The following is a 25,867-nucleotide window of genomic DNA, read 5'->3' on the forward strand; positions in this document are numbered from 1 at the left end:
GCGAAAACGTAATGCCCGTTGAGACCTCCTTTCAGCTCCTGTAAGACCACTTCGACCTGCGAGGAGGGGCCGTCATGTCCAACACGAAAATAACCGACGAAGAGGCGCTGGCCTTTCACCTGGAACCGTCGCCCGGAAAGTTCGAAATTAGAGCAACCGTGCCGATGACGACCCAGCGCGATCTTAGCTTGGCGTATTCCCCCGGTGTTGCGGTGCCGTGCGAGGCCATCGCCGAGAATCCGGAGCTTGCCTATGACTACACGAACAAGGGCAATCTCGTCGCGGTAGTGACAAACGGCACAGCTGTTCTTGGGCTGGGCAATCTTGGCGCGCTGGGGTCCAAACCGGTCATGGAAGGTAAGTCGGTCCTGTTCAAACGTTTTGCCGACGTGAACAGTATCGATATCGAATTGGATACCGAAGATCCGGACGCCTTCTGCAACGCGGTAAAACTGATGGCTCCGACTTTTGGGGGCATCAACCTTGAAGATATCAAGGCGCCTGAGTGCTTTATTATCGAGCAAAGGCTCAAGGAAGAGCTGGATATCCCGGTCTTTCACGACGACCAGCATGGCACAGCGGTGATCTGCGCGGCCGGCCTGATCAACGCGCTGCATATCTCGGAGAAAAAGATCGAGGATGTGCGCATCGTGCTGAACGGGGCAGGGGCGGCGGGAATTGCCTGCCTCGAATTGCTGAAGTCCATGGGTGCTCGCCAAGAAAACTGCATCATGTGCGATACCAAAGGCGTCATCTATCAGGGCCGAACCGAGGGAATGAACCAGTGGAAGTCCGCTCACGCCGTGAAGACGGATCTTCGGACGCTCGAAGAAGCGATGAAGGGCGCGGATGTGTTCCTTGGAGTGTCGGTCAGGGGCGCGGTGACAGCTGCCATGGTCGAAAGCATGGCGGACAACCCGGTCATCTTCGCCATGGCCAATCCCCATCCAGAAATCACGCCCGAAGAAGCGCGCCAGGTTCGTGCCGATGCAATCGTAGCAACGGGTCGGAGCGACTATCCGAACCAAGTTAACAATGTCCTTGGTTTTCCGTATCTCTTTCGCGGCGCGCTCGACATTCATGCGCGTGCAATCAATGACGAGATGAAGATTGCCTGCGCCCATGCGCTGGCCGAACTGGCACGCGAAGATGTGCCGGATGAGGTTGCTCTAGCCTATGGCAAGAACCTCAGCTTCGGCCGGGACTATATAATTCCGACGCCGTTTGACCCGCGTCTCATCCACCGGATCCCGCCCGCTGTCGCAAAAGCCGGGATGGATACCGGAGCTGCTCGGCGGCCGATCATCGATATGGACGCGTATGAGCTAAATCTGAAATCGCGGATGGATCCGACGGCGAGCATCCTGCGCGGTATGAATGCCCGTGCGCGGGCTGCCCAGTCTCGCATGATCTTTGCTGAGGGCGACGACCCGCGCGTTTTGCGCGCCGCCGTTATGTATCAGCGATCCGGTATGGGAAAGGCGCTTGTTGTTGGGCGAAAGGAAGACGTGCGCGAAAAACTTGAGGCAGCGGGTCTTGGCGATGCCGCGCGAGAGCTTGAAGTGGTGAATGCGGCCAATACGCATCACCTTTCTACCTACAAGCAATTTCTCTACGACCGTCTTAATCGCAAAGGTTTCGATGCGCAGGACATTCATCGGCTTGCAGCACGCGACAGGCATGTTTTTTCGGCGCTCATGCTGGCGCATGGGCATGGCGATGGTCTGGTAACAGGGGCAACCCGCAAGTCCGCGCATGTTCTTGAGCGGATCGGTCACGTGTTCGATGCCGACGCCCAGCATGGCGCAGTTGGAATTACGGCGGTCCTTTACAAGGGCCGGATCGTCCTGATCGGCGACACTTTGGTTCACGAATGGCCTGATGCAGAAGACCTCGCGACGATTGCGCAAAGGGGTGCTGATGTGGCTCGACACATGGGTTTAGAGCCGCGAGCGGCCTTTGTAAGCTTCTCGACGTTCGGTTATCCCATTTCGGAACGGGCCGAGAAAATGCACAAAGCGCCGGATGTTCTTGAAGCACGCGGTGTCGATTTCGAATTCGAAGGCGAAATGACCGTGGATGTCGCGATGAATGCCAAGGCCCAGGCCGCTTACCCGTTTTCACGTCTGACGGGCCCCGCGAACATTCTGATCGTGCCAGCCCGGCATTCGGCTAGTATTTCTGTCAAACTGATGCAGGAAATGGCCGGGGCGACCGTGATCGGGCCTATCCTGACCGGGGTCGACAAGCCGATTCAGATTTGCTCGACCGTTTCGACGGCAAACGACATTCTGAATATGGCGGTGCTTGCGGCCTGTGATCTCGGTTAATTGCCGACGAAAGGCGCGGCCTCGCCCCAGAGGTCGCGCACTCGATCATCCCGACCACATGCTGCGCGGTAGGCCTTGTATGCGGATGCCTGGCTTTTCGGTCCAAACCGGGTAAGAACAAGCTTTCGTCCTTTGTAGTAATCCTGATGGTATGAATCCGCAGGATAGAACGCTTCTTTTTCCAGAACCGGAGTCACGATTTCTTGCCCAAGTTTGTCCCCGGCCGCCTCTATCTGTTGCTCCGCAAGGGACCGTTCTTCCTGATTAGAGACAAATATCGCGGTACGATAGCTATCGCCACGATCGCAGAATTGTCCCCCTGCGTCGGTCGGATCGATTGAGCGCAGAAACATCGACAGCAGCTGAGACCGGGAAACGACAGAAGGGTCGAAGCTGATTTCGACTGCTTCGTAGTGACCTGTCCCGCCTTTGGTTACCTGATTATAGGTCGGGTTTTCGACCTCCCCGCCCGTAAACCCAGACACTGCTTCGGTTACGCCTTCGACCTTTTCAAAGTCGGCTTCGACGCACCAGAAACATCCGCCAGCCACTGTCAGCGTTTCGAGGGTTTGAGCAGAAGCAGGGCTGCAGCGGATAACAAGCGCAAAGGCGATGAGCAGAGTTAAAGCGAGCGGTTTCAGGTTCTGAAGACGGTTCATGGATTCACCTCCGTTGAGACCATGCTGGGCATAGAGGCGTGGATGTAACAAGGCTGGGACATCGAACCTCACGGTGAGTTGAGTGATCTTTACCGACGGTATTGAAAAAAAATCGCTCATCGCGTTTTGCTGGCGTCGAAAGATGGGGACGTACCGTCAGTACTGAAAGGGACAATGAATGCGAATTGCCATGTGGTCGGGGCCGCGCAACTTGAGTACAGCAATGATGTACTCGTTCGGTAACAGGCCCGATTTCGCCGTCGTGGATGAGCCCTTTTATGCAGCATATTTAACTGAAACCGGTCGGAATCATCCGATGCGAGAGGACATTCTGGCGTCACAGTCCAGGGATGCATATGCGGTCGCGCAGTCGATGATCGGACCCGTACCCGAGAATAAGCTGCATTATTACCAGAAGCATATGACACAACATATGCTGCCCAACGTGCCGGTGGACTGGTTAAGAGAGGTCAAGAATGTTTTCCTGCTGCGGCACCCGGCCCGGGTTGTTGCCAGTTTTGCCGCGAAATACGAAGGTCTGACCCTTAAAGACATCGGATTTACTCAACAAAGCGATTTATTCGGCAAGGTTCTGGCGCAGGGAGGCAATCCTGTCGTCATCGATAGTCACGACATTCGCAAAGATCCCGAGAAAATGCTGCGTCTCTTGTGCAGCTCACTTGATCTGGAATGGGACGATGCGATGTTGCACTGGCCAGCGGGCGGGCATGCGTCTGATGGTGTCTGGGCCGCCCACTGGTATGAAAACGTTCACCGGTCGACCGGCTTCGCTGGACCGGAAGGGGATCTGCCGGATTTGGACGCCTTCGAACAGGGTTTGGTAGAACAGGCAATGCCGCATTATGAGCGGTTACAGTCATTCAAACTTGGCTGAATTACCTCGAATTGAAACTTTTTCCCGAAAAGTTTCGTATCGAGCGAACGAGAGCCCGGAAGAGGCTCTTTCGAGTTTGGTTATGAGTATGACGGCTCCGAACAAAACGGAGCCGTCGTTTCTATTATTTGCTCAGGCGGCGGTTTCGCGCAGCCAGAAGTTTGAGGCGAAGCGCGTTCAGCTGGATGAACCCTGCGGCATCCTTTTGATCGTATGCCCCAGCGTCGTCTTCAAAAGTCACATGCGCTTCGGAATAAAGCGAATGATCCGACCAGCGGCCAACTGTCGTCACCGAACCCTTGTACAGCTTCAGTCGGACCGTCCCTGTAACGTGTTGCTGGCTGGAATCGATAAGAGCCTGAAGCATCTCGCGTTCCGGGCTGAACCAGAACCCGTTATAGATCAGTTCCGCATAGCGCGGCATGATCGAATCTTTCAGATGGCCTGATCCTGCATCAAGGGTGATCTGTTCGATGCCGCGATGGGCCTCGAGCAGAATGGTACCGCCGGGGGTTTCATAGATGCCCCGCGATTTCATACCGACAAACCGGTTCTCCACGAAATCGAGCCGGCCGATGCCGTGTTTTCCGCCAAGTTCGTTCAATTTGGTCAGGATGGTCGCGGGGCTCATCGCTTCGCCGTTGATCGCAACCGCGTCGCCGTTTTCAAAGCTGATTTCCACGAACTCGGGCGTATCCGGCGCTTTTTCGGGATCGACGGTACGCTGGTAGACGTAATCCGGCGCCGCTTCGGCGGGATCCTCAAGGACCTTACCCTCAGAAGAGGTGTGCAACAGGTTTGCATCCACAGAGAAAGGTGCTTCGCCGCGCTTGTCCTTCGCAATCGGGATCTGGTTCTCTTCGGCAAAGGCCAAGAGTTTGGTCCGGCTGGAAAGATCCCATTCGCGCCAAGGAGCGATCACCTTGATGTCCGGGTTCAGCGCATAGGCGGCAAGTTCAAAGCGAACCTGATCGTTACCCTTGCCCGTCGCGCCGTGGGCAACGGCGTCGGCACCGCTTTCCGCCGCGATCTCAACCAGTCGCTTGGAAATCAGCGGTCGCGCAATTGAGGTACCAAGCAGATACTGGCCTTCGTAAAGCGCGTTTGCCCGGAACATTGGAAAGACAAAGTCGCGGACAAATTCTTCGCGAACATCCTCGATATGGATGTTCTCGGGTTTGATGCCCAGCAGTTCGGCTTTCTTGCGGGCCGGTTCAAGCTCTTCGCCCTGACCAAGGTCGGCAGTGAAAGTGACGACCTCGCAACCATATTCGGTTTGAAGCCATTTCAGGATGATCGACGTATCGAGACCGCCGGAGTAGGCCAGCACGACTTTCTTGGGCGCGGACATGAGAATTCCTCTTGATTGAGACCGGCTGGGGCCTAGCCGTTTTTGTCAAGGGGAGCAAGAGCAGCCCAACTGTCCGGTCAGCCATGAAACTGGCTACGAAGTGTCGAGTCGCTTTAAAAAGTCGTTTTTGGAGGACACGAAGGACGCAAAGACAGACGGCAGATCGATGCGCGATTCCTGTCCCTTTGCGGCCAACTGTTCCCCGTTTTGGCAGACTTGGGCAAAACTCTCGAAACCTAAATTCAAGGCACAACCTTTGAGAGCATGAAGATCCGCCTCATAACTGCTGGTATCGCGTGAAGATTGGATACGTTCGATGATGCCTTCCACTTCTTCAAGGAACATCTCGACGACTTCGTTGAAATCCTCGTGCCCGATTTCGTCCCGTAATTCGTTCACCCGGGTCCAGTCGATCATCATTTGCCTTATGATTTTACCTCGCGCTAAGCCTACCGGCTCCGTCATGAAAGTGCCGTTAACGACTAATTCAATTTGAGCAATTTTAAGGTTCACGGCGTGTTAATGTGGAGCATCAATAGTCGGGGCCGCGCGAGTCTTTCGACAGCAAAAAGGAATGCCGCAGCGTGTTGTCGAATGAAAACAACCGTATCCGAAAAACTGTTGAACCGCAGTCGATCAGAAACGTTCTGATTGTCGATGATAGTCGTTTGCAGCGCGAAATTCTTGCCAGATCGCTACGGAAATGGGGCTATCGGGTGGTTGAGGCTGAAAGCGCTGAACAGGCGCTGCTGCTATGCGCCAGCGCGAGTTTTGATCTGGTGCTCAGCGACTGGATGATGCCGGGGATGAACGGGCTCGATTTCTGCCGCGCCTACCGGAATCTGCCGAATGAGGAATACGGGTACTTCATTCTTCTCACGTCCAAGAGCGAAAAGGTTGAAATCGCGCGTGGTCTGGATGCTGGCGCCGATGATTTCCTGACCAAACCGGTAAATCAGAGCGAGTTGCGGGCGCGTATAACAGCGGGCGACCGGATCATCGCCATGCAACGTGAGCTATCCGACAAGAACCGGATGATCGGTGAAACGCTGGACAAGCTTCAGGTCGCGTATGATTCGATAGATGCGGATCTGGTTCAGGCTCGCAAGATACAGCAATCGATGATACCTGACCGGACCCGCAGATTTGGCAACTCTCACGTCAGTCTGCTTTTAAAGCCTTGTGGGCACATCGGCGGTGACATGGTCGGTATGTTTGCACCGAACCCCAACCAGGTCGGTTTCTATTCGCTCGACGTATCCGGTCACGGGATAACCTCCGCTATGATGACCGCTCGACTCGGCGGATACTTCAGCCCGTGCTATTTCGACCAGAACTTGGGCGTCACCCATTTGGCGGATCAGACCCGCGCACTGCGCGAACCTGAAGACGTCGCAAAGATGCTGAACGAACGCCAGGTGGTCGATACAGGGATCGACGAATATTTTACCCTTGCCTACGGGACGATCGATTTGCCGTCTGGTCGGTTGAAACTGGTACAGGCGGGGCATCCGCATCCGCTTGTTTTGCGTCGCGATGGCAGTGTCGAGTTCGTCGGTCTGGGTGGGATACCCATCGGTCTTATCGAAAATGTCGATTACACGACTTACGAAACTGTCTTTGAACCGGGCGACCGACTGTTGCTCTACTCGGATGGCTTTACTGAATGCCGCCTGAGCAATGGTGAGATGCTCGATGCAGACGGACTTTTGAAGCTCATCGATGAATGCAGCGCTGGCCATTCCGGCAACGGTGTTTTCGGTCCAGAGTTTCTGGACGATCTGTTCTGGAACCTCGTTCAGGTCATGAACACGTCGAAAGGGATGGAGGATGACGTTTCTGCGGCCTTGATCGAGTATGATGTTTCCTGCGGTTAACCGTAGCATCTTGCGAATTCCGCGGCGAAATGCCGGTCTCCATCATTGGCAAGCAGATCAATGGTTTCGTTGAACGGCAACCAAACTGCTTCGTGCGCCGGTTCCGAGGGCATACCCATGCGAACGACCGGGCGCGCAATGAAGATGTGGCAGATCTTTTCCGCCCAGATGTCATATTCAGGCATAAACACAAACCTCCTGAAAATTCCCATTTTCTGCGGAGTTGCGATGTGCCACCCGGTTTCCTCAAGCACTTCGCGGTGTAATGCCGTGATCGCCGATTCACCCGGATCGATGCCGCCACCTGGCAACTGTATTTCCGGGAGCGGCTCGCTCTGATGCGTGACGAGGAATTGACCCGCACGGGGCAACAAGGCATAGGCGCCAGGACGTCTTGTGTACTTTCTGCCCTTCTCTGGCGGTTGTCCGAAACGTCTGATCACTGGCTTGCCCTTTCTAACCCGGCAAGTTGTGTCTATATTCCGGCCGTATGCCAAGACAAGGCGTTTAAGGAAACCCCATGACCATTGGACCAAAACTCGCGTGGGACGATACAGTCCTACCCTTTCAGCTTGATGTTTCGAACATGCGCGGTCGGGTTGCCCGGCTTGACGGCGTGCTCGACGGCATCCTGAAACAGCACGATTATCCAAGGCAGGTAGAAGCACTTGTCGCAGAGATGGCGTTGCTTACAGCCCTGATCGGGCAGACGATCAAACTGCGTTGGAAACTGTCCCTGCAGGTACAGTCCAAGGGAGCGATCCGGATGATCGCCACCGATTACTTTGCGCCCCAAAAAGAGGGTGAGGCCGCCCGAATACGTGCCTATGCAAGCTTTGACTCTGAACTTATCGATCAGACCGATACGAAAGATCTTCTTAGTGAAGGGTATTTTGCCATCCTGATCGACCAAGGCAAGGGATCGGCGCCCTATCAGGGGATAACGCCGCTGACCGGGAATAGTCTGCGTGAATGCGCCGAAGCATATTTCGCACAGTCAGAGCAATTGCCGACCCGGTTTTCTCTCAGCTTCGGTCTCTCGTCCGAGCCCGGCGTAGATGAGCATTGGCGTGCTGGCGGTATCATGCTGCAACATATGCCTAAAGCATCGCCCTTTGTCGCGGATCAAGCTGGGTCTGGCGATGTGCTGAGTGCGGATGATCTCGTCGACGGTGAAGAAGGTGAACACTGGAACCGTGTGAACATTCTTCTGGATACCGTCGAAGAGCTTGAACTAATCGGCCCGACCATTCCGCCTACGGATCTGCTGGTGCGCCTGTTCCACGAAGAAGCGCCGCGTGTTTACGATGCACAGGCCGTACGTTTCGGATGCACCTGTTCGGAGGATCGCGTGCGTCAGAGCCTGTCGATCTATTCGGCGCGCGACATCGAGAAGATGACGACGGATGAGGGACGGGTAACGGCTGATTGCCAATTCTGTGGTGCTCATTACGATTTGGACCCGGCCACAGTTGGCTTTGAGGCAGGTCAGGACGATGGCGACTGATATCGTTGCGCGGCTGCGCCGTGCTCTTGAGCATGAGGGCGAGTCGTCATCCGATTTTGACCTGAATCCCGGTACAGTTCTTCCCGAAGGACGGAAACTGCGGTCAGCTGGCGTGCTAATTGCAGTTTCCGTTTTCGGTGATCGCCCCGAAATCCTCCTGACGAAACGCTCCTCCGTTCTGAAACACCATCCGGGCCAGATTGCATTTCCCGGCGGTAAACAGGAAGAAAGCGACGCCAATGTCACAGCTGCGGCCCTGCGAGAGGCCTCGGAAGAGGTTGGTTTGCCGGTCGATGTGCCACGGGTCATCGGGCATATGCCCGCCCATGAGACGGTAACCGGGTTCATGGTCACGCCGGTCGTGGCGGTTCTGGAAGAACCTTTTGAGGCGGTCGCTGAGCCCGGTGAAGTCGAGGAAGTTTTCTCGGTACCGTTTGAGCATTTGATGACTCCGGCAAATTACCTTGTTGAGTCTAGACGTTGGCGAGGCAGCCGCCGGCATTATTACACGGTGCCTTACGGACCTTATTATATCTGGGGTGCGACGGCACGCATGTTGCGCGCACTCGCGGCGAGGTTCGAGCAGTGATGAGGCTGACCGCCGACTGGCTGACCAGACCGGCCACACAGGCGGTCTGTACGGCACTGTCTATGGGTGGCGCCAAGGCTTATTTTGTCGGCGGCTGCGTCCGGAATACTATCATCAATGCCGATGTCAGTGATATTGATATCGCCACGGATGCGCGCCCCGAAAAAGTCATCGAATTCGCTCGATCTGCGGGACTGAAGGCAATTCCCACTGGCATCGATCATGGAACGGTAACCCTTGTGTCCGGTGGCATCCCGCACGAAGTCACCACATTTCGGCGCGATGTGAAAACGGACGGCCGACACGCGGTGGTCTCCTTTTCGAACGATATCGCCGAAGACGCCGTGCGGCGAGATTTTACGATGAATGCGCTTTACGCCACTCCCGAAGGAACGCTGATCGATCCGATGAACGGATTGCCGGATTTGCAGGATCGCCGCGTGCGGTTTATTGGCGATGCCATATCCCGAATTCGCGAGGACTATCTGCGCTCCCTTCGGTACTTCCGATTCCACGCATGGTACGGCGACCCGGGGAACGGTATGGATTCCGATGCGCTTGCAGCCATCGCGCAAGAGGTCGATGGTCTTGGACGCATATCACGCGAACGCATAGGGGCTGAGCTTTTGAAATTACTGGCTGCGCCCGACCCCGCTGCGTCGGTCGCTGCAATGCGCGCCACCGGCGTACTGGCACAGGTTCTTCCCGGTGCCGATGACACCGCGCTGGGCCCATTGATCCATTGCGAGGATCAGGCGAACGCGGCACCCGATGCCATCCGCCGACTTTCGGCGCTGGGCGGCAATCACGCCGGGGATGCGCTGCGGCTGAGCAAGGTGCAGTCAGCCCGATTGGCCACGCTGGCCGACAACATCGGATCCACTTGCGATGCGGCTGAACTTGGATACCGGCTGGGTTATGATTTGGCGAAAGACGTAATGCTGCTTCGTTCTGCGGTCACGGGAAACGCTTGGGCGTCTGCAACCGATGAGCAATTGAAAATCGGGAGCAGAGCGGATTTTCCTGTTTCTGCAAAGGACCTTATGCCCGAATTTTCAGGTCCCGACCTTGGGCGCAAACTGGCGGAACTTGAAGGAAAGTGGATCGCCAGCGGATTTTTGGCGACACGGTCGGACCTGCTCGCGTCATGAAAACTTCACCACACGTGGTCAGAAAATGCACCCGGATGGGGTGACAAAACGATTCCGCTCGGCTATCGCTACGTCAATCGGTATCGGAGGAATGCAAATGTATTACGGGCTCTGGTTTATTTAAGCTGACCGCCCCGTAACGGGTGCGCAGTTGACGGCACCCCGCACTACATTTGCGCCTACTCGCTCGCCAAGGAGCACCTCCGACATGTTTCGTTTCTTTGAAAATCTTATTGATCCCTATGTTTCCTACGAGGAAAAGGATCGCCCTCCGACAAGGCTCTGGCCGTTCATGCGGGATCTTTGCGGACCGTTCTGGAGGGTGTTCCTCTGGACCGCGCTTCTGTCCGTTGTCGTTGCTGCGATAGAGGTCGGCCTGATCTGGTACATGGGCCGCCTCGTCGATATTCTTGGCGGCGATCCGGCCGACGTATGGCAGCGCCACTGGGTTGAAATCAGTCTGGTTGGCTTGTTCCTGCTGACGCTGCGTCCGCTTATTTCCGCGCTGGACGTGGTCTTGCTGAACAATACGATCCTGCCCAATTTCACAACGGTTTTCCGCTGGCGGGCGCATCGGCATGTTCTTCGGCAATCGGTCGGCTGGTTCGAGAACGACTTCGCCGGACGTATCGCCAACCGTATCGTTCAGGCGCCGCCGGCGGCGGGCGAGGTGGTGTTTCAGGTCTTCGATGCGATTTCCTTTTCGCTGGCCTATCTGGTGGGCGCTGCCGTTCTTTTGATAACCGCTGACGTTCGTCTGATCCTGCCGCTGCTTGCATGGTTCGTACTCTACGGATTCCTGATCCGCTGGACTGTTGCAAACGTCGGGCCTGCTTCCAAGGCCGCGGCGGATGCTCGGTCAACCTTCACTGGCCGGGTTGTCGACAGCTACACCAATATCAGCTCGGTGAAGATGTTTGCGCATGATGACCGTGAACTGGATTATGCCAAGGAAGCCATCGAGGGCGCGCGCGCCTCGTTTCAGGTCGAAATGCGTATATTTACCAAGATGGACCTCGCACTTGTCACGCTCAACGGTCTGCTGATCGTGGGCGTGGTCGGCTGGGCCATCTTGTTGTGGTATCAGGGCTTGGCGAGTGTGGGTGTTGTCGCAGCCGCGACAGCTCTGACTCTCCGTCTGAACGCCATGACTGGATGGATCATGTGGGCGCTGACGTCGTTTTTCCGTGAACTCGGCGTAGTGGCCGAGGGTATGGAAACGATCGCGCAGCCGATTGATCTGGTCGATGCGCCAGGGGCCAAGCCTTTGCAACTGGATCGCGGACGTGTGGAGCTGCAGGACCTGTCGCACCACTATGGCCGCGGGACTGGTGGATTGGACAAGCTGAACCTGACCATCGAGCCGGGTGAAAAGGTCGGACTGATCGGGCGGTCTGGTGCCGGAAAGTCGACATTGGTCAAGCTGCTCCTGCGTTTCTATGATCCGGATTCTGGTCGGGTTCTGATGGATGGTCAGGATATCGCGCGCGTTCAGCAGGAAAGTCTGCGCAGTCATATCGGTATGGTCCAGCAGGACAGTGCCCTTTTGCACCGTTCGGTCCGTGAGAATATTCTCTATGGTCGACCAGAGGCTACTGAGGAAGAGATGATCGCCGCGGCCCGGCAGGCGCAGGCCCATGATTTCATCATGGATCTCGTCGACCCTCAGGGGCGTCGTGGCTATGATGCGCAGGTAGGTGAACGAGGTATCAAGCTGTCTGGCGGGCAGCGCCAGCGGGTGACCTTGGCGCGGGTGATTCTAAAGGACGCGCCGATCCTATTGCTTGACGAGGCTACCAGCGCGCTGGACTCCGAGGTCGAAGCCGAAATCCAGAAGACGCTCTATGGCATGATGGAAGGCAAAACGGTCATTGCCATCGCCCACCGCCTGTCCACCATTGCTCAGATGGACCGCATTCTTGTTCTGGATCAGGGACATATCGTCGAGCAAGGCAGCCATGACGTGCTTTTAGCCTCGGGCGGGCTATATGCCGAGTTCTGGGCACGCCAGTCTGGCGGGTTCCTGAATACCGAGGCAGCTGAATGAAAACAGGCTCAAGGCTTGGCGATATGATCGATTCCTTCCGTCCTGCGGAAGGACCGCCGCCCCAGACCTTGGGCGCGTTTATGCGCTGGTGCCTTTCGGGCGCTTGGCCCGCGCTCTGGCTGGCGGCCGCCCTTTCAGCGGCGGCCGGGGCGGTAGAAGCGGGCACCGCATGGATCCTCGGGCTTGTCATTGATGCCGCCACGGCTTCAGGGCCGGGAAACTTTTTTGATGGGTCCAACCTTGGCATCATCGTCATGGCGGTCGCCTTCTTCCTCGTGGCGAGGCCAATTCTCTTTGGCCTTTCCTCTGCATCGAACTCGATCATCGTGCAGCCCAATGTGAACCCTCTGGTGCTCTCGCGTCTGCATCGTTGGACGCTTGGGCAGGCGGTAAAGTTCTTCGACGACGATTTCGCGGGTCGCATCGCGCAGAAGCAGATGCAATGTGCGCGCGCTGTGACGGATGTCGCCTCGGAAACAATCAACGTCATCGCATTCGCGCTGGCCTCACTGGCCGGGGCAATGGTGCTTTTGTCGAGTATTGGCGGCTGGATCACCGTCATATTCAGCGTTTGGCTTGTCGGTTATTTTTCTTTGATCATGTGGTTTCTGCCGCGCATCCGGCGCTTGGCGGCCGGTCGGGCCAGCGCGCGTGCGATGGTGTCGGGACAGGTGGTCGACACGATTACGAACATCAAGACGGTCAAGCTTTTCGCCCATGCAGATCACGAAGACCGCGCCGCGCTGGGCGCGATGAGCACTTTCCGAAGCAGGGCGCTTGAATTCGGATATCTCTCGGCAGCCTTCCGGTTCTGCCTGATGTCCCTTGCCGGGCTGTTACCCGTGCTGCTGATCGGCGGAACCCTCTTGCTTTGGCAAAATGGTGTCGCCAGCGAAGGTGATATCGTCGCTGCCGGAGCGGTGTCGATTCGTATCGCTCAGATGACCGGCTGGGTGAGCTTTACCCTTATGGCCATCTATTCCAACCTTGGCGAAGTCGAAGACGGAATGCGGACCCTTACCCCCCGCATCCGACTGCAGGACCCGGAAGATACGCCACATCTTGCGGTATCGAACGGCGAAATCGTTTTCGACAATGTGAACTTTGCCTACGGCAGGGATCATGGCGGCGTCGAAAATATCAATCTCACCATCCAGCCGGGTGAGAAACTGGGCATCGTCGGTGCCTCGGGGGCTGGCAAATCCACGCTCGTTTCGCTGCTGCTTAAGCTTTACAAAGGCGAATCTGGCGAAATTCGGATCGACGGTCAGAATATCGAAAATATCACTCAGGAAAGCCTGCGCCGCCAGATCGGCATGGTTACGCAGGAAACCGCGATGTTCAATCGCTCTGCCAAGGACAACATCCTTTATGGTCGTCCCGAGGCAAGCTGGGAAGACTTGCTCGCCGCGACGGAAAAAGCCGAAGCGCATGATTTTATCTTGGACCTCGAAGATCACAAGGGGCGCAAAGGATATGACGCTCATCTGGGTGAACGCGGCGTAAAGCTTTCCGGCGGCCAGAGGCAGCGCATCGCGCTGGCCCGCGCCATCCTGAAAGACGCGCCGATTCTGGTCCTGGACGAAGCGACAAGCGCGCTAGATTCCGAAGTTGAGGCCGCTATTCAGTCGGCGCTCGAGCGGGTGATGGAGGGGAAGACCGTTCTGGCCATTGCGCACCGTCTTTCAACCCTGTCTGAAATGGACCGGATCATGGTCATGGATAACGGTCGGATCGCCGAAATCGGGACACACGAAAGCTTGTTGGCCAAAGGTGGACTCTATGCTCAGTTCTGGAACAGGCAATCTGGCGGTTTCATCGGTGCCGAGGCCGCTGAATGAGATTGTCTAACCGGTCGACTAGCCGATAAGACAACTCTCATGCAGACAGAAATCACTATTGAACGACTGGGCCATCAGGGCGATGGGATTGCGCCCGGTCCCGTGTTCGCAGCCCGCACGCTGCCCGGCGAAACCGTTACCGGTGAACTGGACGGATCGCATTTGCGCGACATTCGCATTGTCACCCCTTCTGTCGACCGCGTTCAGCCTCCCTGTCGCCATTACAAGAGCTGCGGTGGCTGCCAGCTTCAGCACGCGTCCGAAGAGTTCACGGCCAAATGGAAGCTTGAATTCGTGCGATCAGCTTTGCTTGCACAGGGTCTGGAAACCGAATTCCGCCCGGTCCTGACATCGCCACCTCGCACGCGACGCCGGGCCACGCTTGCGGCACGCCGGACAAAAAAGGGCGCACTTGCCGGGTTTCACGGCAAAGCATCCGGTACGATTACAGAGATTCCCAATTGCCATCTTCTCGATCCCGCGCTCGTCGCGGCCCTGCCGATGGTAGAGGCTCTGGCAAGCCAGTTTGGAAGCCGAAAAGGCGAACTTGCCGTGACTTTGACCGCCTCACTGTCAGGGCTCGACGTCTCGGTTTCGGGCGGCAGAGAGCTGGATGATCAATTGCGCATGGAGCTCGCGCAGTTTGCGGAAACAAGCGGAATTGCTCGTCTGGCTTGGGATCAGGAAATGATCGCCATGCGAGAACCCCCGGTGCAGAAATTCGGACCGGCGTCGGTCGTGCCGCCGCCCGGCGCTTTCTTGCAAGCAACGCCCGAAGGCGAAGCTGCGCTTTTGGCGGCGGTGCTTGAGATCGTCGGGTCGGCGGACAAGGTTGTAGATCTCTTCGCCGGCTGCGGCACGTTTGCCTTGCCACTATCGAAAACCGCCGAGGTACATGCCGTCGAAGGCGATCCGGAGATGACTGATGCGCTGGTTAAAGGCTGGCGTGCTGTGGGCGGGCTGAAAAAACTGACAAGCGAAGCGCGTGATCTTTTTCGCCGCCCCCTGCAACCCGATGAATTCAAACGGGTAGACGCTGTCGTTATTGATCCGCCAAGGGCAGGGGCCGAAGCACAGATTCGCGAACTGGCCCAAAGTGGCGTGCCGGTCATTGCTCATGTGTCCTGCAACCCTGTAACTTTTGCCCGCGATGCGCGTGCCTTGGTGGATGCGGGATACGATCTTGAATGGGTGCAGGTCGTCGATCAGTTCCGATGGTCGGTGCATACCGAACTGGTCGGGTCCTTTCGGCTGGGCAAGCGGTAAGGAAAATTTAACCGCGTCTTTCCAATATTTGATTTCTCAAAATCAACCGGTAACGATATGGGTCATAAAAAAACCTATTGGGACAGTACGCATCATGAAACGCAGGTCGTTTGGTCTTGGATTGCTTGCTCTGCTGGCGATTCCGGGCTGCAGCAGCAAATTCAAACGGTATAACGGGCCCGAAGTCACATCTGTCGTGGTGAACAAGTCATCCAGGCAGATGTATCTTCTTCACCATACCGAAATTCTTAAAGCCTATGATATCGATCTGGGCTTTGCACCGGCCGGGCCGAAGCAGTTCGAAGGCGACGGGAAAACGCCGGAGGGCACGTACCTGATCGACAAGCGCAACCCGAACAGCAAATTTCACCTGTCCGTCGGGATCTCATACCCGAATGCCGAGGATATCGCTTATGCGCAGTCGCAGGGGAAAAGCCCGGGGGGTGATATCTTCATCCATGGCGAGCCCAACAAAAACCGCAAGCTTGCGAAGCGCAAGAACTGGACTGCTGGCTGCATTGCGGTAAAAAATCGTGAGATCGAACAGATTTATGCGATGGTCCGGGATGGCACGGTGATCACCATCCGCGCCTGATGAATGGGCAGCTTAGCTGCCCATTAACAATGTCCACCAGATCTTGCCGTTGCTTTCCTGATACCAGGAGAAACCAAGGTTCCGGGCATCCGGCGAAAGGATAACTTCGCGGGTGCCTTCTTCCTCCATCCAGGCGGCAAGGGTCTCAAGCTCGGTTTCGTAAGTTTCCGAGATGTTTTCGCCCAGCATCCTTCCTGCATACCCGGTGCGCGCCACGCGTTCGATCGGAGAAGATCCGTCCGAGCCAAAGTGCCAGGGACGGTTCTGAACCGACATATCGCGCGAGTGAGTCGCAGCCGCTGCATTGAGTTGCGCGTTCAATTCTACCGGCGAAACGCCGCGTGCCTGTCGCAAAGAATTGATCGAATCGAGCATGCGATATTCGATCTTGGACGAATCCGAAGCACGGATGCGATACAGTTTCGGCAATGGCTGACCATCCGCACCAAGTCTTGTCTCCGGCTGTGAAACGCAACCGGACAGTGCAATTGCAGCAGCTATTACCAAAGAAATTATGCGTATCATTCCGCACTCCGCTCGTGGAATCCAAACTTGCGTCTAGCTCAAGAGCAGATGCAACGATACTGTACATAAGTCAAATCTGACCGATGAACAGCGGATTGATTTGCGACTGCGTCATTCGCGCCATATCATCAAGTTCAGAACTAGTACCTTAGGCGAACGGGATGATCCAATGACCAATTCAAGCAAAAGCGAGCCGACCCGGCGCGGCTTTCTGGCTGGCGCGGCAACAATGCTCGCAACGCCGGCGCTGGCACAGACGGGTTCGGTTACGGACACCGCCGCGACCACCGAAATTGAACGCGATCTTTCGCAGACTGTGCGTCGCAATATCTCGAGCTTCCGGTCGCTCGAGTGGCAGCCTTACTTCAGTAACCTGCGCAAAGGCGCGATCCTTGTCGATGTCACCTCGCGGGCGCTGCATTTCTGGAGCGAGGACGGGCTGACCTACAAGCTCTACCCCTCCAGCGTTCCGCTGACCGAGGACCTGACCCGCCGAGGTCGCACTTCGGTCGTGCGTAAAGTTGAAGGTCCAGATTGGCGGCCGACGCCGAACATGCTCAAGCGCAATCCCGAGTGGCCAAAGCACATTCCGCCCGGTCCGGATAACCCGCTTGGCACCCATGCATTGTACCTCGGCTGGCAGTATTATCGTATCCATGGAACGCACGATACACGCAAGATCGGGCGTCGGTCTTCGAACGGTTGTATCGGGCTCTACAACGAACATATCGCCGAGCTCTTTTCGATGACCCAGAACGGCACGCAAGTGTTGCTAATTTGACGACATTCCCGCTTGGCAACACGAACCGATACTAACAACCATTTGCAATCTATCTGTTTTGCTGGTTAGAAAAATGCACGAGGTAAGTCTTGGGCGCACGATTCATTGTTCTGAATTGTGCTTATTCTGGAGGTTAATATGAAGAAACTCGTTCTCGCCGCTGCACTGACCGCAGCAGCTTCGACCGCTTCCGCAGGTACGCTGGAAGAGCCGATCATCGAAGCACCGGTCATCGTTGAAGAAGCTGGTAGCTCCTCGAGCGGCATCATCCTGCCGCTGGTTCTGCTGGTTCTGGTTGCGGCCGCTGTCGCAGCTAACTAAGCGCGATACGGTACCAAAAGAAAAGGCGGTGGTTCTCCACCGCCTTTTTTTGTGTCTGAAGATTAGTTAGTCGATCCAGCCTCTTAGGTTCTCTTCGATTACGGATGACAGGCAGCTTATGTGCGCCTCATCGTCGTTCAGGCAGGGGATATAGGTAAAGGTTTCGCCACCCGCATGGATAAAGCTTTCACGGATCTCCTCGTTGATCTCTTCCAGCGTTTCGACACAGTCGGCTGAAAAGGCCGGGGCGATGACTGCGATGTTCTTTTTGCCCTCTTCGCTGGCCATCTTGGCCACTTCCTTCACCGTGTAGGGCTTGAGCCATTCCTCCGGTCCAAAGACCGACTGGAACGTCGTGCGGATGTCCGTATCGGCCCAGCCAAGACGTTCCTTCAAGAGGCGCGTCGCCTTCTGGCACTGGCAATGATAGGGGTCGCCATCCGTCAGATAGCGCAGCGGCATCCCGTGGTAGGAAACCACCAGACAATCCGGCTTTGTTTCCAAATTGGCATAGGCACGCTCTACCGATTGGGCCAGAGCGTCGATGTAATCGGACCTGTCGAAATAAGCCGGGACAGTGCGGCTCGCGGGTTGCCATTTCTCTTTCATCAAGGCGCGAAAGAAAGCGTCGTTCGCCGTGGCAAGTGTTGCGCCCGCGTAATGCGGGTAGAGCGGAAAGAAGAGGATCTTCTGGCAGCCCGCCTCGACCATCTGGCGCACCTTGTCAGGTGTGGACGGGTTCCCGTAGCGCATGCAGAAATCGACCATGACCCGGTCGCCATAGCGCGCCTTCATGGTCTCGGTGATCTTGTCCGACTGCTTTTTCGTTATGGTCAAAAGCGGGCTTTCGTCGTCCTCTTCATTCCAGATCGATTTATAGGCCGCGCCGCTCGAAAAAGGCCGCTTGGTCAGAATGATAAGCTGCAACAGTGGCTGCCACTTCCACTTGGGATAGTCGATGACCCGCTGATCGGACAGGAACTCGTTCAGATATCGCCGCATTGACCAGTAATCGTAATGATCCGGCGTGCCGAGATTTGCCAGCAGCACGCCGATCTTTTCCTCGGGGACTTTCGGATGGTCTTTTGGAGCATGGACAGGACAGGCGGCTGTCTTGGTCATCTCTTGCATGTGGATCTGTCCCTTGATGTACTTGTGACAGTGCAGATAACCGCTATCCGCACTTCGTCAATCTTTGAGTGGCACCTCTGAGGTCTTCAGCGCATCTGCAAGTCTTGCCTTGGCCGAACCGGGTCGAAGCGGCTTTTGCTGGCTCTCATCTGGTGCCCAGCCTGTCAGGCAGGCCAATTCGAACGTGGCTCGCAGCCGTCCTGAATCCGTCGCGAAATGCGTACGGTAAAGCTCTTCAGCGCGGTTGAATACTGCCTTGCCGGTGGGCCGTCGAAGCCTGTTTGTCATGGCATTGGTCTCGCCCATATCTCGCAGATCGTGCAGCAGGTGGCGCAGGTCACGATACTCTGCGGTAAGAGGCACGGTGTCTGCCACTGGCAGCGCCAGCCCGGCCCGCTGCAAGAGCGCGCCAAGATCGCGGATTTCGGACATCGGTGCGATGCGCGGGGACAAGCCGCCGGTTACTTCGGTCTCGGCCTGTCCAAGCGCAGAACGCAATTCGTTCAGTGTGCCGCCCCCTAGCAGAACACCAAGGAAAAGCCCGTCCGGCTGTAGCGCCCGGCGCGACTGGATAAGCTGCCCGACCGGATCGTTTGCCCAGTGCAGAGCCATGGCATGAATGACAAGGTCGAACGAACCCGGCTCCAACCCAAGCACGTCGCTGTCGTCTACGATCCGGGCATCGGGAAAGACGGGCCGCCAGATTTCCGGAAAGGGCGTGATGATCGCTGGTTTGGTTAGGGTTTTATTAACCATGGACAGCCGATCCTGAACCTCCTCTTGAGCTGCGAGGTGCAGAAACAGCGCTTCCTGACGGGCCCTTGCCCTGTGCAGGCGCAGGGCGTCGCGGTCAAAGAGTTGGGTTGTGGCGTTCATAAAGCGCTATGTAATCGGAGGCGAAAGATGTTTCAAACGACAGTTCAGCTTTTGTATCCCCCGCGCTGCCTTGGCTGCGGAACAATGGTGAACAGCGATTTCGGTCTTTGCGGCACATGCTGGCGCGATACGCCATTCATTGACGGGACGGTATGCGACTCTTGTGGCATTCCGCTGCAGGGCCAAGAAGACAATCACCGGACGGAATGCGACGATTGCATGAAGAACCCGCGCCCTTGGGTCCAAGGGAGGGCAACGCTTCTCTACAAGGATCAGGCACGTAAGATCATTCTCGGGTTGAAACATGGCGACCGTCCCGAAGTTGTGCGTCCGACGGCTCTCTGGATGGCAAGATCGGCAAGGCCGCTCATTCGCGACAATATGCTGATTGCCCCCGTTCCATTACACAGAAGCCGCTTGTTAAAGCGTCGATACAACCAATCCGCGTTGCTGGTGCAGGCATTGGCCCGGGAAACGGGGCTGCCTTACTGTCCGGATCTGCTTGTGCGCACGTCGCAGACACCATCGCTCGATGGAAAGACAGCGCAGGAAAGACAGGCCGTTCTGCAGGGTGCGATCACGGTGCATTCAAAGCGGAGGCATCGGCTGACAGGTCGACCTGTGCTTGTCGTCGATGACGTCATGACCTCGGGTGCCACGCTTTCCGCCTGCGCCGAAGCCTGCATTGAGGCGGGCTCGGGTGACGTTTACGTGCTGGTACTGGCGCGCGTGCCAAAGGATGATTAGGTTCTGCGTCAAACAACTGACATAGCGCGGAACCCAATCGATGAAACAAGTCGAAATCTATACCTCCCCACTCTGTGGCTTTTGCCATGCCGCGAAACGCCTGCTAACTCAGAAGGGTGTGAATTTCTCCGAAATCGATGTTCTGGCCCAGCCGGATCGCAAGCCCGAGATGATCCAGCGTGCCAACGGTGGGCGCACGGTGCCGCAGATTTTCATCGGTGATACCCATGTCGGTGGGTGTGACGATCTCTACGCGCTCGACCGGGCGGGTAAACTCGACTCCCTGTTGGCGGCCTGATGAAAACCGCGCTGATCCAGCTGACGTCGTCAGACGACCCACGGAAAAACCTCGCAACCGTAAGCGACTATATCGATCAGGCGGTCGATGTCGGCGCGAAGTTCCTGCTGACGCCCGAAGTGACCAATTGCGTTTCCTCCAGCCGGGACCACCAGCGGTCCGTTCTGAGAACGGAAGAAGAGGACGAAACGCTCCCTGCGTTGCAGGATAAGGCGAAAGCGCACGGTGTCTGGCTGCTGATCGGTTCCCTCGGGCTCAAGACCAACGACCCCGACGGTCGCTTTGCCAACCGGTCCTTCATGATCGGTCCCGATGGAGCAATCCGCGCGCGGTACGACAAGATTCACATGTTCGATGTGAATGTCTCTGCCGAAGAGACCTACCGTGAATCCGCAGGCTACAGGCCCGGCGATAAGGCCGTGGTGGTCGACACCGATTTCATGCCTGTTGGCATGACGGTTTGCTACGATGTCCGGTTTCCGATGCTCTACCAACAACTGGCGCTGGCGGGGGCAAAGGTGCTGACGGTTCCCGCTGCCTTTTCCTATGTCACCGGCGCGGCGCATTGGGAATCACTCCTACGCGCGCGGGCCATTGAAACCGGCTGTTTTGTTCTGGCCCCCGCTCAAACCGGGACGCATTCCGCAAGCGTGGGCAACACGCGCAAGACCCACGGCCACAGCCTTGCGGTTTCGCCGTGGGGAGAGGTCTTGCTGGATGCCGGAACGGAACCGGGCATTCACATTTTTGACATGGATGATAAATCAGTGGAACTTGCACGACAGAAAGTGCCGTCGCTGCAGCATATCCGCGCGTTCGACGGCCCTTGAAGACATTAGTCACTGGGAATTGAACGGCCATGTCCGAGGAAACAAATGCGCTCGCCGTGACCCTGTTCAGCGAGATTTTGGCCGCCGATCAGCTTATGCGTAACAGGCTGTCAAAAGTCCTGCCCAAGGGCATGGAGATTTCGCATTTCTCGGTGTTGAATCAGCTTGTTTTCGTGGGAGGGGAGCGTTCGCCCGCACAATTGGCCCAGACGTTCCATGTGACGCGCGGTGCGATGACCAATACCCTGTCGAAACTGGAATGGGCCGGCTACGTGCATATCCGCCCGGATTGGGACGATGCGCGCCGCAAGATGGTTGCGATCAGTCCGGCGGGTCGGCAGGCCCGCGATCACGCTGTCGCCTCGATTGCGCCGCTCATCAACGAAGTTGTCGGAGATATGGGCGCGGAGAAGGTGCGCACTGTTCTCCCCGTTCTGCGTGAATTGCGCGCTCGTCTGGAGCCGCGCGGCTGACTCTCAGAAAGCGAGCACCTGCAGGGCGATTGCGCCGAGGTAGATGCCAAGCAGAGATAGACTGTCAAATCCTATCCCCGCCGGTCCGCTGCGTTCGCGCACGACGAGCCCGGCCAAGAGGCAGGTGGTCATCAGCGCGGCGGTAACAACCCAGAAGTAATCCTGGTTGGTGGCCGCATGGTAAAGCGACCCTTCTCGATATGACACGTCGGCCGCGGTCAGGAACAGCGTGTCAAACGTATTGCCCCCGATGATCCCGCCGACAGCAAGTTGCAGCGCGCCGCGCCGAACTGCAGCCAAAGTCGTCACAAGCTCGGGCAGCGAGGTGACAGTTGCCGTCAAAAGCGCCCCGACCAGCGATGCCGATATGCCAAGCCTGTCAGTAAGCGCCGAACCGCTCTGTGCGATCAGCCATCCGGAAAGGCCCATGACCGCCATGAGACCTCCAAATTCGAGCCCTAGCCGCAAGGTCGTCTTCGCCGCGGTCTGCTCGTCTTCATCATCGGGCGTGTCTTCGCGGGTTTCCTTTGTCTTGACCGGACGCCACATCGGTTCTTCTTGAACGGAACGGCAGACGAACAGGCCCGCGATATAGATCACCGGGATAAGGAAGGATGCCGGGTGGATGGCAAGAATTGTGAATTCAGGCGTTACGAGAGCCGCCATGGGGATCAGCAGCAGCAAGACCAGCAGAATCCCCTGGACGATATTCGTGACCTCTGCCGCCGCATGTTCAAGGTTCGCACGCCGGAACATCAGATCGGCGAAAGCCAGAAAAGCGGTCTGTGCCGCGATACCGCCAACGGAATTGGAGAATGCCAACGACGCCCGCCCATCCAATGCGGCGGTAACCGAAACAACAGTACCGGACAAAGACGTCGCCGCGCCAAGAATGACACCACCGACAATTGCCTCGCCAAGACCGGTTCGGTCGGCAAGCTTGTCGGCCAAGCCTGTCATGAAAACGCCGGATACGCAGATCACGCCACCCGCGCAGGCAAAAACCAGCAGGATAATTGCAATGGGCAAGTCTGCCATCATGCGGGATGGCTCTCGGTCGGGTCGGTCAGGTACGCGCGGCGACGGGTCATGCGTTGCGAACGTCTGTCAGAAGATACGGTTCCGACATCAGGTTTCCTGTTTTAGGGACGCGGTCACGTAGTTAACCGAAAGATCGCGCGGGGAAATGCTCCAGCTCCACAACACCGGGTTAAAGACGAATCCCTTGCGATCTACCGGTTCAAGCCCGGCTTTCGTCAACAGGTCGAACAACTCTTCCGGGGTGATGAATTTCGACCAATCATGCGTTCCCCGTGGAAGCCAGCGCATGACGACCTCGGCTCCGAAAATTGCCATAGCATAGGATTTCGGGTTCCGATTGATCGTCGAGCAGATATGCAGCCCGCCGGGTTTCAACAGTTCGCGGCAGGCCGTCAGATAGGCCAGCGGATCGGCGACGTGTTCGACGACTTCCATGTTGAGCACGACATCGAACTGCTCTCCCGAAGCGGCAAGTGCTTCGGCCGTGGTGTTGCGATAGTCGATATCCAGACCTGATTGTTCGGCGTGCACCTGCGCGACCGGTATGTTGCGCTCGGCCGCGTCCGCGCCGACAACCTCGGCCCCCAGCCGCGCCATAGGTTCGGACAGCAGGCCACCGCCGCAGCCGATGTCTAGGATGCGCAAGCCTTTAAAGGGATTCGGCGTTTTCACGTCACGTTCGAATTCCCCCGCGATCTGAGTCGTGATGTAATCCAGTCGACAGGGATTCATCACGTGGAGAGGCTTGAACTTTCCGTTCGGATCCCACCATTCTGCAGCCATGGCTTCGAATTTTGCGACTTCATTTGGGTCTATTGTCGATTGCGACACTTGCATTCCAATCTCTGAATGACCTTTTGTATTCCGGGCAGTATATAGGTCAGTAATGGACAAAAACCCGGATCAAAAGCGTGCAGTTCAATATCTGCACCCCCCGATCGACCCTTTCGATCAGCGGATGCTCGATGTCGGGCAGGGCCACCGGATTTATGTCGAGCAATGTGGCAATCCCAACGGCCTGCCCGTGGTCGTTCTTCATGGTGGCCCCGGCGGCGGATGCAGTCCCGCGATGCGTCGGTATTTCGACCCCGAGGTCTATCGTATCATCCTTTTCGACCAGCGCGGGTGCGGGCGATCAAGACCGCACGCCTCGGTGACGGATAATACCACATGGCACCTCGTCGCGGATATCGAAGCTATCCGCGAAGTTCTTGGTATCGATAAATGGGTTGCTTTTGGCGGTAGCTGGGGTGCGACCCTCGCGCTGATCTATTCCCAGACGCATCCCTCCCGCGTCTGCAATATCGTCCTTCGCGGCGTGTTCCTGATGACAAAGGCAGAACTCGACTGGTTCTACGGCGGCGGCGCTGGGCGTTTCTGGCCGGAAACATGGGCAAGATTCGTCGAGAAAATCCCGCGCGCAGAACGCCATGACATGATCGGCGCCTATCACAAGCGCTTGTTCTCCGGCGACGTGAATGAAGAGGTTCGCTTTGGTCGGGCCTGGTCCGCATGGGAAAATGCGCTGGCCTCAATTCAGTCGACAGGCGCGTCGGGGGAAAGCCCCGGCGAATACGCCCGCGCCTTTGCCCGGCTCGAGAATCACTATTTCATCAACGGTGGTTTCCTTGAATATGACGGGCAGATTCTGTCCCAGATGGACAGGATCGCCGAAATTCCGGGCGTTATCGTTCAGGGCCGGTATGACATGATCTGTCCGCCGCATTCCGCATGGACCTTGTCGGAACTTTGGCCCAACTGTCAGCTCAAGATGGTGCGCAATGCTGGCCATGCCCTTTCGGAACCGGGTATAAGCGCCGAGCTCGTGCGCATCATGGACGACATCGCAAGGAAGGCCCGCTCCAAATGACCCGTATCGACCGTCGTGCCCTGTTTGCATCCGGTGCCGCCGCAGCGCTGCTGGCAGCGACGGGCCTGTCGCCGGACGCGAAACCGACACGCGGGGGACGGCTGCGCGTGGCTGTTTCGCGGGAACACGACCAAGTCACGGAACTGGCGCGCGGCGCGGTTTTCGATACACTTACCGAAGTCGCACCGGATGGCGTTCTGCGCGGTGAGCTCGCCGTTTCATGGCAAAGCGCGAATGACGCACGTAACTGGGAATTCAAGCTTCGTGACGGAGTCGATTTCCACGACGGATCGCGCTTTGACGCTTCCGATGCAGTTGCGTCTCTGCTGTCGCAGGAATGGTTCGCTGACCGCCATATCGCGGCAGTCGAAGCGACCGGTACTTCGACGCTCCGGATCGAATTGCACGAGGCAAATCCACAACTGCCCTTCCTACTGGCGAATCAGTCTCTTTCGATCTGCCCCGCCGATTGCGTCGACTCGGCTATGGCGACAGGGATCGGTACTGGGCTTTATGCAGCGCGGCGCATCGACGAGAACCGGCATTTCCTCGGCGAACGTGTCCCGTCGCATTACAAGGACGGGCAGGCTGGGTGGCTGGACGCAATTGATGTGATCGCTATTTCGGACCCGTCGGTCCGTGCCGAGGCGCTGCGTGACGGTTTTGTCGATGTGGCCGAGCTTCCGGCCCCGGACGGTGTCTTGAATCGGGGCGACTTCGCTTATCATCCATCGTCGCAGAACATTGCCATCGCGGCGCGACGAGGCGTCGGAATGCCCCGCGTGATCGGCGCCCGTGGCGCTCTGGATGATGGTCGGCTGGCCGAACGCTGGTGGATCGCCTAGGCGCTTTCCGTTTTCACCCTT

27 protein-coding genes are annotated in these 25,867 nt (G+C 57.0%); 18 read left to right on the plus strand and 9 right to left on the minus strand.

The features are described 5' to 3' along the window. Positions 1–74 precede the first annotated feature (74 nt). Positions 75–2,330, plus strand: a complete 2,256-nt coding sequence (locus tag ACU0FH_RS09435; RefSeq protein WP_446194375.1) for an NADP-dependent malic enzyme — start codon at positions 75–77, stop codon at positions 2,328–2,330. Here ACU0FH_RS09435 and msrA read toward each other — a convergent pair. Next, the gene (gene msrA, locus ACU0FH_RS09440; protein WP_446194583.1) at positions 2,327–2,989 is read right to left on the minus strand and encodes a peptide-methionine (S)-S-oxide reductase MsrA; all 663 of its coding nucleotides are present in this window, start codon (positions 2,987–2,989) and stop codon (positions 2,327–2,329) included. The two genes, ACU0FH_RS09435 and msrA, sit on opposite strands and share 4 nt — an antisense overlap. 178 nt (positions 2,990–3,167) lie before the next feature. Between msrA and ACU0FH_RS09445 the strand changes: the two genes are divergently transcribed. After that, positions 3,168–3,884: a sulfotransferase-like domain-containing protein gene (locus ACU0FH_RS09445; protein WP_446194376.1), complete on the plus strand. Its 717-nt coding sequence runs from the start codon at positions 3,168–3,170 to the stop codon at positions 3,882–3,884. A 124-nt stretch (positions 3,885–4,008) separates the two neighbouring features. Here ACU0FH_RS09445 and ACU0FH_RS09450 read toward each other — a convergent pair whose 3' ends face one another. Further along, a complete protein-coding gene (locus ACU0FH_RS09450; RefSeq protein ID WP_446194377.1) occupies positions 4,009–5,235 on the minus strand; it encodes an argininosuccinate synthase in 1,227 nt (408 codons plus the stop codon). 93 nt (positions 5,236–5,328) lie between these two features. Then, positions 5,329–5,700 (minus strand): Hpt domain-containing protein, encoded by a 372-nt coding sequence (locus ACU0FH_RS09455; protein ID WP_446194378.1) that lies wholly within the window; start codon positions 5,698–5,700, stop codon positions 5,329–5,331. Between the two features lie 119 nt (positions 5,701–5,819). Between ACU0FH_RS09455 and ACU0FH_RS09460 the strand changes: the two genes are divergently transcribed. Next, on the plus strand, positions 5,820–7,112 hold the full coding sequence (locus ACU0FH_RS09460) for a PP2C family protein-serine/threonine phosphatase (protein WP_446194379.1): 1,293 nt from the start codon (positions 5,820–5,822) through the stop codon (positions 7,110–7,112). Here ACU0FH_RS09460 and ACU0FH_RS09465 read toward each other — a convergent pair. Further along, positions 7,109–7,555 carry an NUDIX hydrolase gene (locus ACU0FH_RS09465; RefSeq protein ID WP_446194380.1) on the minus strand — a complete coding sequence of 149 codons (447 nt, stop codon included), beginning with the start codon at positions 7,553–7,555 and terminating at the stop codon, positions 7,109–7,111. The genes ACU0FH_RS09460 and ACU0FH_RS09465 overlap by 4 nt on opposite strands. A gap of 77 nt (positions 7,556–7,632) precedes the next feature. Between ACU0FH_RS09465 and hslO the strand changes: the two genes are divergently transcribed. The 7 genes from hslO to ACU0FH_RS09500 all read left to right on the plus strand — a co-directional run bounded on the left by hslO (position 7,633) and on the right by ACU0FH_RS09500 (position 16,108). Further along, entirely contained in the window at positions 7,633–8,619 is a 987-nt protein-coding gene (hslO, locus tag ACU0FH_RS09470; RefSeq protein ID WP_446194381.1) for an Hsp33 family molecular chaperone HslO, read from the plus strand. Beyond that, positions 8,609–9,208 carry a CoA pyrophosphatase gene (locus tag ACU0FH_RS09475; protein WP_446194382.1) on the plus strand — a complete coding sequence of 200 codons (600 nt, stop codon included), beginning with the start codon at positions 8,609–8,611 and terminating at the stop codon, positions 9,206–9,208. Before hslO ends, ACU0FH_RS09475 begins: the two co-directional genes overlap by 11 nt. After that, positions 9,208–10,359, plus strand: a complete 1,152-nt coding sequence (locus ACU0FH_RS09480; protein WP_446194383.1) for a CCA tRNA nucleotidyltransferase — start codon at positions 9,208–9,210, stop codon at positions 10,357–10,359. The genes ACU0FH_RS09475 and ACU0FH_RS09480 overlap by 1 nt, the downstream gene beginning before the upstream one ends. Positions 10,360–10,567: 208 nt before the next feature. Further along, on the plus strand, positions 10,568–12,406 hold the full coding sequence (locus tag ACU0FH_RS09485) for an ABC transporter ATP-binding protein (RefSeq protein ID WP_446194384.1): 1,839 nt from the start codon (positions 10,568–10,570) through the stop codon (positions 12,404–12,406). After that, positions 12,403–14,247, plus strand: a complete 1,845-nt coding sequence (locus ACU0FH_RS09490) for an ABC transporter ATP-binding protein (protein ID WP_446194385.1) — start codon at positions 12,403–12,405, stop codon at positions 14,245–14,247. Before ACU0FH_RS09485 ends, ACU0FH_RS09490 begins: the two co-directional genes overlap by 4 nt. A 39-nt stretch (positions 14,248–14,286) precedes the next feature. After that, the gene (locus tag ACU0FH_RS09495) at positions 14,287–15,513 is read left to right on the plus strand and encodes a class I SAM-dependent RNA methyltransferase (RefSeq protein WP_446194386.1); all 1,227 of its coding nucleotides are present in this window, start codon (positions 14,287–14,289) and stop codon (positions 15,511–15,513) included. Between the two features lie 94 nt (positions 15,514–15,607). Further along, positions 15,608–16,108: a L,D-transpeptidase family protein gene (locus ACU0FH_RS09500; protein WP_446194584.1), complete on the plus strand. Its 501-nt coding sequence runs from the start codon at positions 15,608–15,610 to the stop codon at positions 16,106–16,108. 12 nt (positions 16,109–16,120) lie between these two features. On the opposite strand, the gene ACU0FH_RS09505 is transcribed toward ACU0FH_RS09500, so the two are convergent. Then, positions 16,121–16,633, minus strand: coding sequence for a CAP domain-containing protein (locus tag ACU0FH_RS09505; protein ID WP_446194387.1), 513 nt, complete (start codon positions 16,631–16,633; stop codon positions 16,121–16,123). Positions 16,634–16,802: 169 nt separating this feature from the next. Between ACU0FH_RS09505 and ACU0FH_RS09510 the strand changes: the two genes are divergently transcribed. Further along, entirely contained in the window at positions 16,803–17,414 is a 612-nt protein-coding gene (locus ACU0FH_RS09510) for a L,D-transpeptidase (protein WP_446194388.1), read from the plus strand. A gap of 138 nt (positions 17,415–17,552) precedes the next feature. Next, positions 17,553–17,735: a hypothetical protein gene (locus ACU0FH_RS09515; RefSeq protein ID WP_088631711.1), complete on the plus strand. Its 183-nt coding sequence runs from the start codon at positions 17,553–17,555 to the stop codon at positions 17,733–17,735. A 66-nt stretch (positions 17,736–17,801) separates the two neighbouring features. Here ACU0FH_RS09515 and hemH read toward each other — a convergent pair whose 3' ends face one another. After that, positions 17,802–18,866 carry a ferrochelatase gene (gene hemH / locus ACU0FH_RS09520; protein WP_446194389.1) on the minus strand — a complete coding sequence of 355 codons (1,065 nt, stop codon included), beginning with the start codon at positions 18,864–18,866 and terminating at the stop codon, positions 17,802–17,804. 57 nt (positions 18,867–18,923) lie between these two features. Then, positions 18,924–19,742, minus strand: a complete 819-nt coding sequence (locus tag ACU0FH_RS09525) for a methyltransferase domain-containing protein (protein ID WP_446194390.1) — start codon at positions 19,740–19,742, stop codon at positions 18,924–18,926. 27 nt (positions 19,743–19,769) lie between these two features. Between ACU0FH_RS09525 and ACU0FH_RS09530 the strand changes: the two genes are divergently transcribed. The 4 genes from ACU0FH_RS09530 to ACU0FH_RS09545 are packed head-to-tail and all read left to right on the plus strand — an operon-like array spanning position 19,770 to position 22,090. Further along, a complete protein-coding gene (locus ACU0FH_RS09530) occupies positions 19,770–20,489 on the plus strand; it encodes a ComF family protein (RefSeq protein ID WP_446194391.1) in 720 nt (239 codons plus the stop codon). A gap of 40 nt (positions 20,490–20,529) precedes the next feature. Continuing rightward, on the plus strand, positions 20,530–20,787 hold the full coding sequence (gene grxC / locus ACU0FH_RS09535; RefSeq protein WP_238372119.1) for a glutaredoxin 3: 258 nt from the start codon (positions 20,530–20,532) through the stop codon (positions 20,785–20,787). Next, a complete protein-coding gene (locus ACU0FH_RS09540) occupies positions 20,787–21,617 on the plus strand; it encodes a carbon-nitrogen hydrolase family protein (protein ID WP_446194392.1) in 831 nt (276 codons plus the stop codon). The genes grxC and ACU0FH_RS09540 overlap by 1 nt, the downstream gene beginning before the upstream one ends. Positions 21,618–21,646: 29 nt before the next feature. Further along, positions 21,647–22,090, plus strand: coding sequence for a MarR family winged helix-turn-helix transcriptional regulator (locus ACU0FH_RS09545; protein WP_088631705.1), 444 nt, complete (start codon positions 21,647–21,649; stop codon positions 22,088–22,090). A 3-nt stretch (positions 22,091–22,093) separates the two neighbouring features. Here ACU0FH_RS09545 and ACU0FH_RS09550 read toward each other — a convergent pair whose 3' ends face one another. After that, positions 22,094–23,131: a sodium:calcium antiporter gene (locus ACU0FH_RS09550; RefSeq protein ID WP_446194393.1), complete on the minus strand. Its 1,038-nt coding sequence runs from the start codon at positions 23,129–23,131 to the stop codon at positions 22,094–22,096. 87 nt (positions 23,132–23,218) lie between these two features. Beyond that, on the minus strand, positions 23,219–23,968 hold the full coding sequence (gene ubiG, locus ACU0FH_RS09555) for a bifunctional 2-polyprenyl-6-hydroxyphenol methylase/3-demethylubiquinol 3-O-methyltransferase UbiG (RefSeq protein WP_446194394.1): 750 nt from the start codon (positions 23,966–23,968) through the stop codon (positions 23,219–23,221). A 49-nt stretch (positions 23,969–24,017) separates the two neighbouring features. Between ubiG and pip the strand changes: the two genes are divergently transcribed. Together pip and ACU0FH_RS09565 are read left to right on the plus strand one after the other, a co-directional pair. Continuing rightward, positions 24,018–25,001, plus strand: a complete 984-nt coding sequence (gene pip, locus ACU0FH_RS09560) for a prolyl aminopeptidase (RefSeq protein ID WP_446194395.1) — start codon at positions 24,018–24,020, stop codon at positions 24,999–25,001. Beyond that, positions 24,998–25,846: an ABC transporter substrate-binding protein gene (locus tag ACU0FH_RS09565; RefSeq protein WP_446194396.1), complete on the plus strand. Its 849-nt coding sequence runs from the start codon at positions 24,998–25,000 to the stop codon at positions 25,844–25,846. The genes pip and ACU0FH_RS09565 overlap by 4 nt, the downstream gene beginning before the upstream one ends. Positions 25,847–25,867: the final 21 nt, after the last annotated feature.

The sequence above is a fragment of the Heliomarina sp. genome (assembly GCF_052826185.1).